Origin of the sequence: uncultured Ferrimonas sp. (genome assembly GCF_947489035.1) — a bacterium.
Lineage (GTDB): Bacteria > Pseudomonadota > Gammaproteobacteria > Enterobacterales > Shewanellaceae > Ferrimonas.
This window is the reverse complement of sequence record NZ_CANLCI010000007.1, coordinates 107,706-124,680: the sequence shown is the minus strand read 5'-3', so window position 1 is coordinate 124,680 and position 16,975 is coordinate 107,706. Positions and strand designations below refer to the sequence as shown.

General features: G+C 52.6%; 12 protein-coding genes. 4 read left to right on the top strand and 8 right to left on the bottom strand.

Annotated elements, in window-relative coordinates:
- Positions 1-182: 182 nt before the first annotated feature.
- The 3 genes from Q0796_RS06635 to prfC all read right to left on the bottom strand — a co-directional run bounded on the left by Q0796_RS06635 (position 183) and on the right by prfC (position 2,753).
- A complete protein-coding gene (locus tag Q0796_RS06635) occupies positions 183-947 on the bottom strand; it encodes a TatD family hydrolase (protein WP_298441329.1) in 765 nt (254 codons plus the stop codon).
- Positions 940-1,077, bottom strand: a complete 138-nt coding sequence (locus Q0796_RS06630) for a DUF5363 family protein (RefSeq protein ID WP_298441327.1) — start codon at positions 1,075-1,077, stop codon at positions 940-942. The genes Q0796_RS06635 and Q0796_RS06630 overlap by 8 nt, the downstream gene beginning before the upstream one ends.
- Positions 1,078-1,163: 86 nt before the next feature.
- A complete protein-coding gene (prfC, locus tag Q0796_RS06625; RefSeq protein ID WP_298441325.1) occupies positions 1,164-2,753 on the bottom strand; it encodes a peptide chain release factor 3 in 1,590 nt (529 codons plus the stop codon).
- Between the two features lie 350 nt (positions 2,754-3,103).
- Between prfC and Q0796_RS06620 the strand changes: the two genes are divergently transcribed.
- Genes Q0796_RS06620 through Q0796_RS06610 form a run of 3 tightly spaced genes read left to right on the top strand, consistent with a single transcriptional unit; the run spans position 3,104 to position 9,932 of the window.
- Positions 3,104-3,826: a transporter substrate-binding domain-containing protein gene (locus tag Q0796_RS06620; RefSeq protein WP_298441323.1), complete on the top strand. Its 723-nt coding sequence runs from the start codon at positions 3,104-3,106 to the stop codon at positions 3,824-3,826.
- A gap of 31 nt (positions 3,827-3,857) precedes the next feature.
- Positions 3,858-8,849 (top strand): response regulator, encoded by a 4,992-nt coding sequence (locus Q0796_RS06615; protein ID WP_298441321.1) that lies wholly within the window; start codon positions 3,858-3,860, stop codon positions 8,847-8,849.
- Positions 8,850-8,909: 60 nt separating this feature from the next.
- Positions 8,910-9,932 carry a two-component system response regulator gene (locus tag Q0796_RS06610; protein WP_298441320.1) on the top strand — a complete coding sequence of 341 codons (1,023 nt, stop codon included), beginning with the start codon at positions 8,910-8,912 and terminating at the stop codon, positions 9,930-9,932.
- Here Q0796_RS06610 and nagA read toward each other — a convergent pair.
- The 3 genes from nagA to nlpI are packed head-to-tail and all read right to left on the bottom strand — an operon-like array spanning position 9,929 to position 13,678.
- Positions 9,929-11,047, bottom strand: a complete 1,119-nt coding sequence (gene nagA, locus Q0796_RS06605; RefSeq protein WP_298441319.1) for an N-acetylglucosamine-6-phosphate deacetylase — start codon at positions 11,045-11,047, stop codon at positions 9,929-9,931. The two genes, Q0796_RS06610 and nagA, sit on opposite strands and share 4 nt — an antisense overlap.
- 43 nt (positions 11,048-11,090) lie before the next feature.
- Positions 11,091-12,770 (bottom strand): glycoside hydrolase family 3 protein, encoded by a 1,680-nt coding sequence (locus Q0796_RS06600; RefSeq protein ID WP_298441318.1) that lies wholly within the window; start codon positions 12,768-12,770, stop codon positions 11,091-11,093.
- Positions 12,767-13,678 (bottom strand): lipoprotein NlpI, encoded by a 912-nt coding sequence (nlpI, locus tag Q0796_RS06595; protein WP_298441316.1) that lies wholly within the window; start codon positions 13,676-13,678, stop codon positions 12,767-12,769. Before nlpI ends, Q0796_RS06600 begins: the two co-directional genes overlap by 4 nt.
- A gap of 191 nt (positions 13,679-13,869) precedes the next feature.
- On the opposite strand from nlpI, the gene Q0796_RS06590 reads away from it, so the two are divergent.
- A complete protein-coding gene (locus tag Q0796_RS06590) occupies positions 13,870-14,211 on the top strand; it encodes a hypothetical protein (protein ID WP_298441315.1) in 342 nt (113 codons plus the stop codon).
- Positions 14,212-14,334: 123 nt separating this feature from the next.
- Here Q0796_RS06590 and pnp read toward each other — a convergent pair whose 3' ends face one another.
- Both pnp and rpsO read right to left on the bottom strand, forming a co-directional pair.
- On the bottom strand, positions 14,335-16,440 hold the full coding sequence (pnp, locus tag Q0796_RS06585) for a polyribonucleotide nucleotidyltransferase (protein WP_298441313.1): 2,106 nt from the start codon (positions 16,438-16,440) through the stop codon (positions 14,335-14,337).
- Between the two features lie 213 nt (positions 16,441-16,653).
- Entirely contained in the window at positions 16,654-16,923 is a 270-nt protein-coding gene (rpsO, locus tag Q0796_RS06580; protein WP_298441311.1) for a 30S ribosomal protein S15, read from the bottom strand.
- Positions 16,924-16,975 lie beyond the last annotated feature (52 nt).

Genomic DNA, 16,975 nt, shown 5'->3' with positions numbered 1-16,975 from the left:
CGAGTATACTGCTCGAGAGAGTGGAATTCGCATCGGCACAGATCAGATATGTGACCTATACGCGATTTTTAGTTAAATTCACGTCAGATTTTGACCAGTTTTTCACATTGGTTCACATGTGAATCATCCGCACGACGCGATTCGGACTGACTAACCATAGCACCAACCGTTATTTTCAGCGGTCAGAAGTGCTCAATATGGAACAAGCGGCGGTAATTTTCCTGTTGAATAGCATGCAAGTAATCAATCGGTTCGCCGCGAATGGTGGCGACCTCGCGCACAATGTTGGCAATTTGGTGAGGTTGATTGGGTTGACCTTGGTGACCACTGAGAGGCATGTCCGGACTATCGGTCTCAAACAGCATCCACTCCCGAGGCAATTGCGCCACCATGGCACGGGTCTTTTTTGCTCGCGGGTAGGTGCAAACACCGCCAATACCAAGATGTAAATTGTGGCGAATGTACTGTGTTGCCAACTCAATGCTGCCGCTAAAACCGTGTACAACGCCACCAGCTAACAGTTTTGTTCGACTAAGAAGCTGTAACATTTCGTTATGAGCTGAGCGGACATGTAAAATAACAGGCAGTTGATGCTGCTGCGCCAGCGTCAATTGCGCCTGACACAACAGCAATTGTTGTGACATCGGCAACTGCCCTGCCACCGCATCTAAACCACATTCGCCAATGGCAATAAACGGGTGACTGCAGCGCAACCGCTCTGCCATCCGCTGCAGATCGTCGCTGACGTTGTGGGCAAAACAAGGGTGCAAGCCAATGGCTACCTGCAACTGGGGCCGCTGGGCGAGCTGCTCTAACTGTGGCCAGCGTTCACGATTTACCGCCGGCACCAGCATCTGCGTGATCCCCGCCGCTGCCGCCCGCGCCAGTACCGCATCCAGTTGCCCCAACAGGGGCGGCAAATCTAAGTGGCAATGGCTATCAATCATCGGCGCGCTTTAACGCCCGCTGGGCGCGCTCATCTAATGGCACGCAACTGCGGCACTGGCTGTTATCAAGGCCATTGCGTTTAAGCCAATGGCAGTAGCGCTGCCACCCCATGGCAATCCAAGCCATCATTACCTTCACTCCCGGGCTAAGCCATCGTTCTGCCAATAACAAAACGGGCAGCCGAAGCTGCCCGTGATCTCGTGTCGCACCGGCGATTAATGCTCGCGAGTCTTGCGGAAGGTAACGTCTGGGTAACGTTCTACCGCAAGGTTGAGGTTAACCATCGTTGGGGCGATATAGGTGAGGTTATCACCGCCATCCAGCGCCAAGTTGGTGGCAACCTTACGCTGAAACTCATCCAGTTTCTTACCGTCATCACACTCTACCCAGCGGGCAGTCGCAACGTTAATCGGCTCGTAGATCGCTTCAACCTTATATTCGCTCTTCAAGCGCGCCACCACCACATCAAACTGCAGCACGCCCACGGCGCCGACAATCAGTTCGTTGGTGTTGAGCGGACGGAACACCTGCACGGCGCCCTCTTCCGACAACTGCACCAAGCCCTTCAGCAACTGTTTTTGCTTCAATGGGTCACGCAAACGAATGCGACGGAACATCTCTGGCGCAAAGTTGGGGATCCCTGTGAACTTCAGCGCTTCCCCTTGGGTAAAGGTATCGCCAATCTGAATGGTGCCGTGGTTATGCAAGCCAATGATGTCACCTGGGTAGGCTTCCTCAGCATGGCTACGATCCCCCGCCATAAAGGTAACGGCATCAGAAATGGTGACATCTTTACCAAGGCGCACATGGCGCATCTTCATGCCCTTGCTGTACTTACCTGAACAGATCCGCATGAATGCGATGCGATCGCGGTGCTTTGGATCCATGTTGGCTTGGATCTTAAACACGAAACCGCTGAATTTCTCTTCAGTAGCAACCACTTCACGCGCATCGGCTTGGCGTGGCTGCGGGGCTGGTGCCCATTCAGTTAAGCCATCCAACATGTGGTCGACACCGAAGTTACCCAGTGCGGTACCAAAGAAGACTGGGGTTAATTCGCCCTGCAGGAACATCTCCAGATCGAATTCGTTGGAGGCCCCCAGCACCAGTTCCATCTCTTCGCGCAGCTGCGCCGCCAGTTCATCGCCAACGGCAACGTCCAATTCAGAATTATCTAAGCCTTTCACGATCTGCTTATCCTGAATGGTGTGGCCTTGGCCGGTTTTGTACAGAATCACTTCGTCACGGTGGATGTGATACACGCCTTTAAACTCTTTACCGCAGCCAATTGGCCACGAGATAGGGGCGCACATCATGTTGAGTTCGTGCTCAACTTCGTCCAACAGCTCCATTGGATCGCGAATGTCGCGATCCAATTTATTCATGAAGGTTACGATTGGCGTATCCCGCAGGCGCGTCACTTCCATCAACTTACGGGTACGATCCTCAACCCCTTTCGCGGCGTCGATCACCATCAAGCATGAATCCACGGCGGTTAGGGTACGGTAAGTATCTTCAGAGAAGTCCTCGTGCCCTGGGGTATCCAGCAGGTTGACCAAACGCTGATTGAATGGGAACTGCATTACCGAGGTGGTTACTGAGATCCCACGCTCTTTTTCCATCTCCATCCAGTCCGATTTAGCATGCTGGCCTGACCCGCGACCTTTAACGGTACCGGCCTTTTGCAGTGCTTGGCCAAACAACAATACTTTCTCAGTAATGGTGGTTTTACCCGCATCCGGGTGCGAAATAATGGCAAAAGTCCGACGTTTGTCGACCTGCTGCTGAACTGGGGAGTTAGACATTAATAGCTATCTTCTTAAGGCTGAGTACGGCCAGCACTGGGCCATACCGACAAAACAGGGACTGATAAAACAGTTTAGCCCGCCATTTTCCCCCATCTGCCAGCAAGAAACAATCGGCGCTTGAATACCCCGCGCCGCAGCATGGTGAAACTCCTTCTAGAAACAACCAATTAAATTCGTGAATCAGTTCACAGAGAGGCACCAATTCCGCTGAAAAAAGTGCAAATACATCACCTTGGCGATAAAAAAATCGGGCGGTTTAAGGTACAATTTAACAATCTACCGCCGCGATATCTGCGGTTTACACTTGCCTGCTATCGGCTCAACGTAACTGAGAGGAACTGCGCTCTATGTTTGACTTAGGTCAGCCGAACAAAATTTTTCTCCCGTTAGTGCTGCTACTGGGCATGATGCTGGTGCCGGTCAAAGCAGAGTCAGTCACCTTACAAGTCGGTCTAATTCAAGACGGGCGCCCCCCTTATTTCTGGGCACCGACAGAATCCAGTCCGCCCAAAGGCATCTACATCGATATACTCGATGCGATTGCTCGCCGAACGGAACTGTCGTTCAACTACCGCTTCTTACCGCAAGCGCGGATCCGCTTATATATGGTCAAAGGCTTGCTGGACATTGAGCCGGGCATTGATCCCTCTTGGCGATCCAAAATCAGCGAAGTGAACACCTCGGTTTACTCCGATCCCTTTATGAGCTCGAGCGAGCGCATGGTTACCTCTAAACACTACAGCAACGCCGATAACATGCAGCGAAGCTGTGTCATGTTAGGGTTCAATTCTGAGATTGAAAACTCGCAAACCATGACCACGCTGGATGAACAACAGCTGCTGGAAATGATGGATAAAAATCGTTGTGATTTTGCCGTAATGCCCTCACTGGTTATTCATTATTATCTGGCGCAAAAAAAGTACAACGTAAACATCAGTGCAGAAAACAACCACTTTGAATTAACGCTGCGCTTATTCCATCAGCAACAAGCGCTATTGCCCGTCATTAACCAAGCACTGGCAGAACTCCGTCAAAGTGGCGAGTTAGCTGAAATCTTATCTCGCTACTAACTGCAGCTGCGTTGCAAAACAAGGATCTGGCATGAGCCACTGCGCTGAACGGCACAACACTTCTCTTTCTTCAAAAATATTGGCCACCTTATTTTGTGCGCTGATGTTTTTTGCTCAGCCCATTCAGGCCGCAGCAGAGCCGCAAGAGCGCCCTTCTGAGCTTGCTGTCGAACTGGCCAATTTAAGCAGCATCTTCCTGTACAACCTGGATCAGGTGCAGTTGCAGCAAACCCTATTGCTCAGCGTAAAACGAAATCAGCGCATTAAAACCCTGCGGGTGTTTGACACCATTGGTGAAGAGTTGTTTTTCTCTTACCACCGTATTGGTAACACCGAGTACATTAATCAGCCGGTGCCGTTGGGCAACCTGCAATACCAAAAACACACCGCCAATATCATTTACGAAGGCGAGCTGATTGGCTTGCTTGAGCTGTATTACGACAACAGCGGCAGTAATTCGTCCCAAGGGATCCATTTCAGCCCCGCAGAACAAGCCTGGCTGGTTAAAAACCACAGTTTAAAAGTGGGGGTGTTTGATTCCTCACCGTACATTGGCACCGATGCCGACGGCCACGCCAATGGCTTGATGATCGATTACCTCAATGTGATTGCGCGTTATACCAACTTACAGTTTGAATACGTTTATGGCTCATTCGATGAAATGATGACCCTGTTCAAACAAGATAAGATCGATATCCTGCCCAGCGTTGCTTATCACCCATCTCGACTTGATTTGGGCTTGTTTGCCAAGCCGGAGATCCGCTCTCGCTACTTCTTTTACGTGCCCCACAACAGCACGATTCGGGAGCAAACCGACTTCTCGAATAAAACCATCGCCATTATTCGCAGCAGCATTGGCGAACGGGAAGTTCACACCAACTTTAAAGACAGCACCATCATTACCACCGACAGCATGTTGGAATCGATCAATGCGGTGCTCGATGGCCGAGCAGATGCCCTGTTTGGGCCCCAACTTAATGTGCTGTACGAATTGGAACAAAATGGCTTAGTGGGGCTGCGGGCGGTTTCACAAAACTTAATTGCCATTCAACAAGAGCAACTGTTATTGCAACAGCACATGCCGCTGCTGAATTCCATTATTGATAAAACCGTTTCAACCTTAAGCGGTGCAGAACAACGCCAGATGTTCGAGCAATACATCGCTGAGGCGCCCCAGTTGGATCAAACCTTTAGTGGCGATTTTCAACAGAAAGTCTGGCTGCTGGGCGGCCTGTTCATTTCGCTGTTTTTACTATTGGGGATCATCGCTCGTGCCATGTTCCGTGGGGTTTCCGAGCGGAGCAGCTTAGCGTTTGGTTCTGAACGCTTTGCTCTGATGGTGAAACTGGCCATTGCCATCTACATCACCATTTGTGTTGCTGGCAGCTGGTTTATCTTAGAGCGGGCACGCGAAGATTCCCTTGAGCAGCGACGTCAGCTGCAGTTATCGGCGCTGCGTTCAGCCGAAAATAACATGCAGCATCTGCTTAAAACCTACAGCGTGGTGTTTGAGGGGATCAACCAACGACCACTGTTTATTGATCCGTTAGAGCGCCTGTTATTGGCGTCAAAATTTGGCAACTTCGGTAATATCACCTTGGCGCAACAACAACTGGTTAGCTACATGAACCAGTTCTCTGCCCCAACGCCGGATCGGATCCGAGTGCTGCTTTCAACCGATGGCGACATCTTGCTAAACCAAGGGCCGCAGCTGTCCAAACTCAGCTTGCAACAGCACTTCCCTAACCTACTGCGCTACGCCCTCAGTGGCCAAGCCACATTAATCCCACCGATGATGGTGCCCAATCAACAAGGGATCCCCATCAGAAAGTCGTTTGTGGTTAGCCCTGTGCGTAACAGCAAACGCAATATCGTGGCCATCTTGCTGCACGAATTCCGCGGCGAACAAGAGCTGAAAAAAAGCCTGAATCAATACTTTTTTGGTGATACCACCGAAGTGTTGATGTTCGATAAAGATGGCCGCGTTATTTCAGAAACCCGCTTCGATAATCCCAACCAGTTTGACGATAAGAAACTGTCAAGCTACTCACCGAAATTGGCGGAGACGCTGCGGCTTCAAAATAACGGCAATCAACTGTTTGATTTTAGCGATTACCGCAACGTCAATGTCATGGCCGTTGCTCGCTGGAATGGCCAGCTTAATGCCTACATTGTGGCTAAAACCGATCGCAGCGAAGCCCTCGCCCAGTATTACCGTTTCCGCTCTGAGATCATCATCATCCTGTTGCTGACGTTCTCGTTTGCGGTGCCATCGATTCTATTTACCTTGAACCTGGGTCGCCGCGCCAACGACCGCTTAAGTGCCTCTAAGCATGAGTTAGAGCTGAAGGTAGAAGAACGAACCCGCGAACTGTCGGAACTCGAACTGCGCAGCCGATTGATCTTAAGTTCTGTTGGCCAAGGCTTGTTTGGGATCGATCGCCACGGCAAAGTGATTTTTATCAACGATGCCGCCATCAACCTGCTGCAACTGTCCCACGATCACGTGGTTGGCTTTGAACTGCTGCCTGCCCTGTTTGGCAACAACGACATGGATTACAACGATCCAACGCAGAGTAAAATCATCTCTACGCTGCACAACGGCGAAACCATCACCCAGCGCGACATTTTCATTCGCCAACAAGAGCAAGATCATCTGCCGGTCGAGTACACCTGTCGTGCCATCATCAGCGACGACCGCATCGGTGGCTGCGTGGTGGTATTCAGCGACATCAGCGAACGAATTGCGATGGAAGAGGCGATCGAATTGGCACGGATCCGCGCCGAAGAAGCCTCTCAAGCGAAGAGCCAATTCTTGGCAAACATGAGCCACGAGATCCGCACTCCAATGAACGCCATCATTGGTATGTCGCATCTGATCTTACAAACCTCACTCACTCGCAAGCAGCGTAATTTCGCCGAAAAAGTTCAGTATTCGGCCCACTCGCTTTTGGGGATCATCAACGACATCCTCGACTTCTCTAAAATCGAAGCGGGCAAGATGCAGATGGAGTCGGTGCCATTCAGGCTCGACGACGTGCTTGATGGCGTTGCCGACATCATCGGCTTAAAAGCAGAAGAGAAGAAACTGGAACTGCTGTTCGATCTGCCCGCCGATGTGCCGCAAAACTTGGTGGGTGATCCACTGCGCTTAAATCAGATCCTGCTCAACTTAGGCAACAACGCCGTTAAGTTTACCGAAAGCGGCGAGATTTTGGTGTCGGTGCAGCTGATCCAACATCAAGGCGATCGCCTTTGTCTGCGCTTTAACGTCGCCGATACTGGCATCGGCTTGGATCAATACCAGATCAGCAAACTGTTTAGTTCATTCAGCCAAGCGGATGCGTCCACCACGCGTCGCTTTGGCGGCACCGGCTTAGGCTTGGCCATTTGTTCCAGTCTAGTGCAGCTCATGGATGGCAAAATTTGGGTGGAAAGTGAGCTGCACCAAGGCGCGACGTTCTCCTTTGAAGCTTGGTTTGAACTGCCGAGTGCGCCGGTATTACACAGCCCAACCGTTAACATTGATGGAACCGGGCAACGGGTGTTGATTGTTGACGATAACGAACACGCCAGCGAGATCCTCAGCACCATGCTGGAGTCCTTTGGTTATGAAGTCGAAAGCGCCAACTGTGGCTCAATTGCCCTAGAGATGATCGCCTCGGCCTTCCAACGTCGCCCCTACGATCTGCTTTTCCTTGATTGGAAAATGCCAAAAATTGATGGCGTCGCAACCGCCCGCTGCATTGAGCAGAATTACCCTCTGAATCAGCGACCTAAGATCATTATGATCACCGCCTACGGCAAAGATGAGGCCGCCGACGCCGCCTCGGAACTGCAGGTGAATGAATTCTTAGCCAAACCGATTATTCGCACCCACCTGCTCAGCGCCATTCACCGCATTAACGGCAATGGCCATGAAACACCAAAGCCGAAGCCCAATAATGATCAGCTGCAACAGTGGCTCACCCAACTGCAAGGTGCCCACATTCTGTTGGTTGAAGATAACGAACTCAACCAAGAGCTCGCGGCTGAAATTTTGAAAACCAACGGCATGACCGTAGAGCTGGCAAACAACGGCCAAGAAGCACTCGACCTGCTTGAAATAAAACAATACGACGGCGTGCTAATGGACTGCCAAATGCCAGTAATGGACGGTTACGAAGCCACCGAACGATTACGGCAAGACCCTCGTTTCCAGCAACTGCCCATTCTGGCCATGACCGCCAACGCCATGGTTGGGGACCGAGAAAAAGTGATCGCCGCGGGCATGAATGATCACATCGCCAAGCCGATTGAACTGGCCGATTTGTTTAATAAAATGGCCCAGTGGATCACCCCATCACAGCCGATTAAAGCCGTTACCGCCGTCACTTTCAGTGTCAGTGACACTCACCACGATGCTCGCTCGCAGCTGCCCGCTTTGGAAGGAATTGATATTGAAGCCGGCTTGGTTATCTGCCAAGGCCGAGTCGATTCTTACCGCAAGCTGCTGCGTAAATTTGCCAGCAATCAGGCTCAATTTGGTCAACAGTTACAGCAAGCGTTAGCGCAAGAAGATTTTGTTGTCGCCCAGCGGCTGGCGCACACCCTAAAAGGGGTGGCCGGTACCATTGGGGCGAAAAGCCTGCAAAACGACGCCCTGAAATTGGAAACCGCTTTGGCCAACCGCCAAGAACTGGTGTGGCCATTAGAGCAAGAGCAAACCCTAACGGGGCTTGAGCGGGTACTGACCAGCATTGCCGAACTCGATGAACAATCCACGCCAAAACCAACAACAGCGGGTAGCCACAGCGTAGATATCGACGCGCTGCTTGAGCAATTGCACCGCTTGTTGGACGATGATGACACCAGCGCCATTGATGTTGCAGAGCAGCTAGCAAGCGCCCTGCAAGACAGCGGTGACGCACACACTTTAATCGGCAAAATCCAAGTGGCCATTGAAAGTTACGATTTTGAATTAGGCGCAGAACTACTACAAACTCTGCAGCGAGAACTGACAGACAGTGCCGACTCAGTATGATAAAAATGAGACAGCAGCTATCCACCAAGACCGTGAGAACAACAACAAGGACGATGTTTGATGGTAGAAAATAAACACACCATTCTTGTAGTCGATGACACTCCAGAGAACATTGATGTGTTACGGGGCATTTTGCACCCCAAATATCGAATTAAGGCAGCGATCAGCGGCGAACGCGCCTTGAAGGTGGCTCGTTCAGAGCCCCAACCAGACATGATTTTGCTGGATGTGATGATGCCCGGCATGGATGGCTACGAGGTGTGTCGACGGTTAAAGCAAGATCCGCTCACCGCAGACATCCCGGTGATTTTTGTTACCGCCAAAGACAGCGTTCAAGATGAGACCCACGGCCTTGAGATCGGTGCGATAGATTACATTACCAAGCCGGTTCGCCCAGCCATTGTGAAGATCCGCGTGCAAACCCACTTGGCACTGCGCGATCAAACCGATCATTTAGAAAACTTAGTGCAGCAGCGTACTTCGGAACTGAATCAATCGCGCTTAGAGATCATTCGTCGTCTTGGTCAAGCGGCGGAATACAAAGACAATGAAACCGGCTTGCACATTATCCGCATGAGCCACTACTCGAAGTTAATTGCTTCGGCTTTGGGGAAAAGTGAAGAGTGGGCGGAACTGATTTTCCAAGCGGCACCGATGCACGATGTCGGCAAAATCGGCGTGCCCGATGCGTTGCTGCAAAAGCCGGGCAAATTAACCCCAGAAGAGTGGCAAACCATGAAACGCCACCCCGAATTTGGCGCCGAGATCATTGGTGAGCATCAATCGCAATTACTGTTTACGGCCCGCGAAATCGCGCTGTCTCACCACGAGCGTTGGGATGGCAGCGGTTATCCCCACGGCTTAACCGGTTACAACATCCCGTTGTCTGGTCGTGTGGTGGCCATTGCTGATGTGTTTGACGCCTTAACCTCTAACCGCCCCTATAAAGACGCTTGGAGCAATGAAGATGCCATCGCCCACGTGCAGCAAAATGCCGGCAGTCACTTCGATCCAGAACTGGTGGCCGCCTTTACCAGCGTGTTGCCACAGATCTTAGAGATCCGCCGCAAATACGCCGACTAAAGTAAGCGACCAGCACGCCAGCAGCGCTGCAACTGCAATTGCTTATTGAGCAACACCATGTCAGCACGCTGACCAACGGCAATGCGACCAATCCCCTGCAACCCCAGCCATCGCGCTGGGGTTGTTGTTGCCATCTGCAACGCATTCGCCACTTCAATGCCAACCTGCTGCACCGCTAGCTGTACTGCTCGCTCCATGGTTAACACCGAGCCCGCTAATTCGCCCCCCTGCCCCAACAGCCGATCGCCATTCAAAATGACGGGATTCCCCACCAGGGTAAATTGCTGCTGCTGGCCGCCAACGGGGGGCATCGCATCGGTTACTAGACACAGTCGCTCTGCACCTAGTGCCTGATAGGCTAGCCGCACACTCGCAAAATCAACATGGTGACCATCGTTGATGATCCCAGCACAGGCTGTCTTACTCAGCAGCGCCGCCCCCACTAATCCCGGCTCTCGCCCTTGCAGTGGCGACATGGCGTTAAACAGATGGGTAACCCCACTGGCACCCGCCGCAATGGCCTGCTGCGCTTGTGAGTAACTGCAATTGGAATGGCCAAGGCTTACCGTTACCCCCAGCACCACCAACCGCTCAATCTCAGCGGGGCTGACCGCCTCCGGCGCAATCGTAAGCAACTTGCAGCCCAGATCGGTGCGGGCAAACAGTGCCCATTCCGCAGCGGAGATAGCACGAATGTGATTGTGATTGTGCGCGCCGCGTTTCGCTTTGGCAATGTGCGGCCCTTCAAAGTGAATGCCCACTACGCCGCTGTCTTGGCTGATTAGAGCCTGCGCGACCGCATCGGCAGCCTGCTCCATCACCGCGATGTCGTCGGTGATCACCGTGGGCAACAACGACGTGGTGCCAAAACGCTGATGGGCTCTTACCATCTGCTCAATGGCGGCCACACTCGGCTGCTCATTAAACAGGATGTCGCCACCGCCGTTCACTTGCAGATCCACATAACCCGGCGCCAATAAGCCTTCGGTCACCTCGGGGCTGGTGCAAGGGGTGATGGCATGGATCCGGCCATCGAGCACCGACACAGACACGTTCGCGTGCAGCCGCAGTCCATCAAAAAGCTGGGCGACGTGCAGTTGGAATGATTGCGACATGAGGTCTCTCTAAGGTTAAAAAGGGCAAGAAAAAAGGGGGGGATTAAACCGTAACCGGCAAGGTGCCCCGCGCCTCAGCAGCGCCTAACAGCACCTGCGCCAGCGCTGTTAAACTGGCGCCGCAACGACTCGCGCTATCCACATGATAGGCATAGCTGGCTAACACCCAATCCGCGTATTGGCCAAAGCGTGCCACGTCGTAAGGGGCACGCAATGAGAGAAACACCACGGGCTTGCCCAGCTGCCGAGCCAACGCCAGCGGCTGTTGCAATCGCTGCGGCTGATAGGCGTTGGCAACCGCTTGCTCATCCAGCAAACTCAGATCATCCACCCCGCCCAGCTCTGCCGCGCTTTGCCGTGGCGACACAAACCCCGCCACCACCACATCACAGTTTGCCAGTGTCGTAGCCGTCACTTCGTTTTGGCTAATATCCACGGGCTGCAATTGCAGCTGTTCCGCACTGGCGCTCGCTAAGGCCTGAGTCATCCCCTGCAACAGTGGCTTGCCCGGCAACAACAGCGCGATCTTCGCGGAACAATGTAATGCCTCTGGCCGTTGCCCTTGGATGGCCGTGATCGCAGCCAGAGCTAGCTGTTGCTCTTGCTGACGGTGGGCCACGCTGCCAACGCAGCTCAGCGGTGCCTGTTCGCGCTGATTCAAGCTGCGCTTAAGCGCACAGATCCGCTGATAGGATTGGTTCAGCTCCAGCCTACACAGCGTGCCGTCAGTCACCGCCTGCTCCAACGCATCCAACAGCTGCTCTAATTGAGAAAAGTCCGCCACCGAACGAATCTTTACCGGCATCAAACCAATATCCACCCCCGCCCGAAACGCCTCAATCACCGCATCGGCCATCGGCAACAGCTGCGCTAACGCCGCCATGTCCATCGCATCGGTAATGACCACCCCTTGATAGCCCAATTCATCACGCAGCAGTTCAGTGATGATCCGTCGGGACAGCGTGGCCGGACGCACGACGCCGTTGATGGTGCTGCTATCCAGCGCCGGATATTGAATGTGTGCGGTCATCAGCAGTGGTGGCGGGTGCTGCCGCAAAATCTGCCGATAGGGGTAAAGCTCAATCGCGTTAAGGTGCTCTAGCGCGTGGCTAACCAACGGCAAGCCAGTGTGGCTGTCGGTATCCGTATCCCCATGGCCGGGGAAATGTTTTAAGGTTGCCGCCACTCCACTGCGGGCAAAGCCCTGACAGGCCGCAGCGGCTAATTCAGCAACCAGCTTAGGTTGATCGCCATAAGCGCGAATGTTGATTACCGGATTGTCGGGGTTGTTGCTGACATCCACACAGGGGGCGTGCACCACATTAATGCCTAAGGCATTCAGTTCCGTGCCAATGGTGGCCGCCGTCGCCCCAGCAAAGTGATCACCATAGCCAGCATGGGTCGCCCCAATGGCCATATTCCCCGCAAAGCCGGTACTCCAATCACGGCTAGTACGCACCACTCGTCCCCCCTCTTGATCGATGCTGATCAGCAGTGGCAGATCTTGGCTGGTGGCTTGCAGTTCGGCGCACAACTGGCGTAATTGCGCCGGCTGCTGGCAGTTTTCACTAAAGAGGATCACCCCGCCCAGTTGCTGGGATTGCAGCAACTGCCGCAACGATGGGGTTAATTGGGTAACGGCGGTTTGTGGCTGTTCCGGTTCAGCAAAATAGCGCAGATCGATCATCAATCGCTGCGCTAACTGCTGCCGCACAGTGCTCATGGTTGTTGCTGAGCTTGGTGAGCTTGTTCTATCGCCTCTTCGGCAACTTGGCGCATCTCCAGCAGTGCGTAACGGTGCTCGACAAATTCATACACATTGGTGGCCAGCGCCAGCTTATACAGGTTAATCGCCTTGCTTGGCTGCCCCTGCAATCGAGCCGCTTTGCCAAGGTAGAAGTAGGCTTCACACAGGCGTTCCGCTAACTCACCTTTTTTCGACAGCCCCTGCCGGGCACTTTGCAGCAGTTGCACCGAATCGATGTCGCCCAAGTAGTACGCCACAATGCCGCTGGCCCAGTTGTTTTTATCCAGCTCGGCCACACGGCCACGCATGTTACCAATGGCCGTATCTGGTTGCTGTGCCACTTCAGCCAAATAGAGCCAGATCACCCGATAAGGATCAGTGCGGTCTTGCTGATAGAAGGTATTGAAATCCATTTGGGCCAGATCGGTTCGTCCGCCATAGTAGGAAGCAATGCCGCGGTTCAAGTAGGCAAAGTCGTACTTAGGATCGAGCTCGAGCACTGAATCAAAGGATTCGTAGGCGCGATCAAATTCCGTTGCTTGGGTGGAATAGATCCCCATGAAATTAAACAGGTTGGCGTCATTCGGCTGCAGCTGCATCGCGCGATTAAAATCCAACCGGGCCAACGTTCGCAGGCCAAGGGCGTCAAAACGAATGCCGCGGTCGTACAACAGCTGCGCCTGCTGCTGTTCATTCAGTTTCGCACTGGCCAGCAGCTCGGTGAGCTTCGCCACTTGGATCTCAAGTTGCGGATCCGCTTGGCGCGGCGTGGCCAATAACAGCTGCGGCCCTCTATCTTCGGTGGATTCAACCTTGGTGGAAGCACAGCCGCTCAGCAGCGCACCGGAAAGCATCAAAGGTAACCACAAAGTTTTGATGTTCATTCATTGTCCTTGCATGGCGCCATGAAAGCGGCCTTTGAAACAGAGCGCTAAAACGTTAGCTCTGCCTGAGATAAATAGATATTACCACCAAAATCACCTTGGCGGGATGACAACAAAATGCTGTTTTTTCAAACTTTTTCGTATTAGCATGACGATGTTTACTAATTTTTAACAAAAGGTGAGCGGTGGCAATGCGGTTGCAAGGCACTCTATTCGAATGGCATGACAACGAAGGCTATGGTTACATGAGACCCAATGGCCAATCTGACAAAGTCTATGTCGACTTAGCGGCGTTCAACTACCGCCCTCATCGCCCTGCGGTTGGTGATATTTTGATCGTAGAAGTGCAACAAGAGGGGCAACTCCTCAAGGCACACAATGCCCAGATGAAGTTGGGTAAGGTCCCGCCTGCACCACCAAAGAAAATCAACCCAACCGGGTTGCTGCTTGCCATCTTGTTGGTGCTTCTGACCGCCGTTTCCTTATTTGAGTTCCTGCCTTTAAAAGAACTTACAGCACAATTCCAAGATTAACGGTTACAACAAGCCCATTTGACTAATAAATGCGCGTTAACGTTGTTCGTTAAGCATAAAAAAACGGTCGCCTAGGGCGACCGTTTTTTTTGCGGTATTGGCCACGGTTAGGTGGCCAATCGCTTACTCTGCTGCAGGTGCAGCAGGCGCGGCGGCAATGTCTTTCATCGACAGACGGATGCGACCTTGACGGTCCACTTCCACTACTTTCACGTCGATTTCCTGACCCATGCTCAGGTGATCAGCCACGTTGTTCACACGCTCTTCAGTGATCTGAGAGATGTGCACCAAGCCATCTTTGCCCGGTAGGATGTTCACGAACGCGCCGAAGTCGACGATACGAACAACCTTACCTTTGTAGATACGGCCTTCTTCAACGTCTGCGGTGATGGTTTCGATACGTTCGATAGCCAGCTTCGCTGCAGCGCCGTCGGTAGAAGCGACCTTCACGGTACCATCGTCTTCAATCTCGATGGTGGTGCCGGTTTCTTCGGTCAACGCACGGATGGTCGCACCGCCTTTACCAATCACATCGCGGATCTTGTCCGGGTTGATCTTGATGGTGGTGATACGCGGAGCGTGAGTAGACAGCTCTGAACGGTGGGAAGGCATCGCCTGATCCATCACGCCCAGAATGTGGTTACGAGCTTCGTTAGCCTGTTTCAGGGCGATCTGCATGATCTCCTGAGTGATGCCTTCGATCTTAATGTCCATCTGCAGTGCAGTAACACCTTGCTCGGTACCCGCTACTTTAAAGTCCATGTCACCCAAGTGATCTTCATCACCCAAGATGTCAGACAGAACAACAAAGTCGTCGCCTTCTTTAACCAGGCCCATTGCGATACCCGCAACAGAAGCCTTGATTGGCACGCCCGCATCCATCAGTGCCAAAGAGGTACCACATACGGAAGCCATAGAAGAAGAACCGTTAGATTCGGTGATTTCAGAAACCACACGAACGGTGTACGGGAACTCTTCTGCGCTAGGCATTACTGCCTGAACACCGCGCTTCGCCAGCTTACCGTGGCCGATTTCACGACGCTTAGGTGAACCGATGAAACCGGTTTCGCCTACACAGTATGGAGGGAAGTTGTAGTGCAGCATGAAGCGATCGGTACGCTCACCAACCAGCTCGTCGATGATCTGGCCATCACGCTCGGTGCCCAAAGTAGCGGCCACCAAAGCCTGAGTTTCACCACGGGTGAACAAAGCAGAACCGTGAGTACGTGGCAATACGCCAGGCAGTACCGACAGGGCGCGTACCATTTTGGTATCACGGCCATCGATGCGTGGCTCACCAGCGATGATGCGGCTACGAACCACTTTCTTCTCAAGGCTGCTCAGCAGACCTGCGATTTCAGATGCGTCTTGCTCTGCATCTTCAGCCAAGATGGCTTCTTTAGCGGCAGTTTTGGTGGCGTTGATGGCATCAACACGCAGCATCTTATCGGTGATGCGGTAAGCATCGCCCAGACCCTGTTCAGCCAAAGCAGCAACTTTCGCCGCCAAGGCTTCGTTCTTCGCTGGTGCAGTCCAATCCCAAGATGGTTTGCCTGCTTCCGCTTTCAATTCGTTGATGGCGTTGATCACAGCCTGTTGTGCTTGGTGACCGTAAACGACCGCACCCAACATCTCTTCTTCAGACAGTACTTCTGCTTCTGATTCAACCATCAGAACCGCGCCTTCGGTACCGGCAACAACCAGATCCAGCTTGGATTCAGCCAACTCTTCACGAGACGGGTTCAACAGGTACTCGCCATCTTTAAAACCAACGCGGGCACAACCGATTGGGCCGTTGAATGGAATGCCAGAGAGAGACAGAGCAGCAGAGGTACCGATCATCGCTACAACGTCAGGAGATACCGCAGGTTCAACAGAAACGACAGTAGCAACAACCTGTACTTCGTTCATGAAACCTTTCGGGAACAACGGACGGATTGGACGGTCGATCAGACGCGCGGTCAGAGTTTCACCTTCGCTTGGACGACCTTCACGCTTGAAGAAGCCACCTGGGATCTTACCAGCAGCGTAAGTCTTCTCTTGGTAGTTAACCGTCAGCGGGAAAAAGTCTTGGCCAGGTTGTACTTTTTTCTTACCTACAACAGATACCAAAACGGTAGTGTCGCCCATGCTTGCCAGTACGGCAGCATCGGCTTGACGTGCAATTACACCAGTTTCTAAAGTGACGGTGTGCTTGCCGTACGGAAAGCTCTTAATGACAGGATTCACGTGTCGTTTCCTTAACTTGATTTTCGCCTTAAATTTCGCAGGTTAGTATACTGCATCGGCTCCACAAAGACAGCGGTGTGCCGTGCTTGCCATGCCATTTTTAGTGGCTTATTCAAACCGATAGGGCGCAGCAGCCGCAGAGGGCTAACTTTCTGCGGCGCAGAAACAGAAAAAGGGAGCCCAAAGGCTCCCTTTTTACAAACTTGGTACGACTTAGCGACGCAGGCCCAGCTTGGCAATAACTTCTTGGTAACGAGCAACGTCTTTACGCTTCAGGTAGTCCAGCAGCTTACGACGTTGTGCAACCATGCGCAGCAGGCCGCGACGGGAGTGGTGGTCGTGGATGTGCTGCTTAAAGTGGCCTTGCAGGTGGTTGATCTGAGCGGTGTGCAGTGCGATTTGAACTTCTGGACAACCAGTATCGTTCTCACCACGACCGAATTCAGCAACGATTTGTGCCTTAACTTCAACGCTTAGTGACATAGTCTTTCTCCAAATATAATAAGCTTTAAACAACTTGAGCCGATCACTAACT

What these genes read in the sequence shown, in the direction of transcription:
- Q0796_RS06635 (WP_298441329.1), bottom strand. Translation starts at nt 947, where the DNA reads ATGATTGATAGCCATTGCCACTTAGATTTGCCGCCCCTGTTGGGGCAA.
- Q0796_RS06630 (WP_298441327.1), bottom strand. Translation starts at nt 1,077, where the DNA reads ATGATGGCTTGGATTGCCATGGGGTGGCAGCGCTACTGCCATTGGCTT.
- prfC (WP_298441325.1), bottom strand. Translation starts at nt 2,753, where the DNA reads ATGTCTAACTCCCCAGTTCAGCAGCAGGTCGACAAACGTCGGACTTTT.
- Q0796_RS06620 (WP_298441323.1), top strand. Translation starts at nt 3,104, where the DNA reads ATGTTTGACTTAGGTCAGCCGAACAAAATTTTTCTCCCGTTAGTGCTG.
- Q0796_RS06615 (WP_298441321.1), top strand. Translation starts at nt 3,858, where the DNA reads ATGAGCCACTGCGCTGAACGGCACAACACTTCTCTTTCTTCAAAAATA.
- Q0796_RS06610 (WP_298441320.1), top strand. Translation starts at nt 8,910, where the DNA reads ATGGTAGAAAATAAACACACCATTCTTGTAGTCGATGACACTCCAGAG.
- nagA (WP_298441319.1), bottom strand. Translation starts at nt 11,047, where the DNA reads ATGTCGCAATCATTCCAACTGCACGTCGCCCAGCTTTTTGATGGACTG.
- Q0796_RS06600 (WP_298441318.1), bottom strand. Translation starts at nt 12,770, where the DNA reads ATGAGCACTGTGCGGCAGCAGTTAGCGCAGCGATTGATGATCGATCTG.
- nlpI (WP_298441316.1), bottom strand. Translation starts at nt 13,678, where the DNA reads ATGAACATCAAAACTTTGTGGTTACCTTTGATGCTTTCCGGTGCGCTG.
- Q0796_RS06590 (WP_298441315.1), top strand. Translation starts at nt 13,870, where the DNA reads ATGCGGTTGCAAGGCACTCTATTCGAATGGCATGACAACGAAGGCTAT.
- rpsO (WP_298441311.1), bottom strand. Translation starts at nt 16,923, where the DNA reads ATGTCACTAAGCGTTGAAGTTAAGGCACAAATCGTTGCTGAATTCGGT.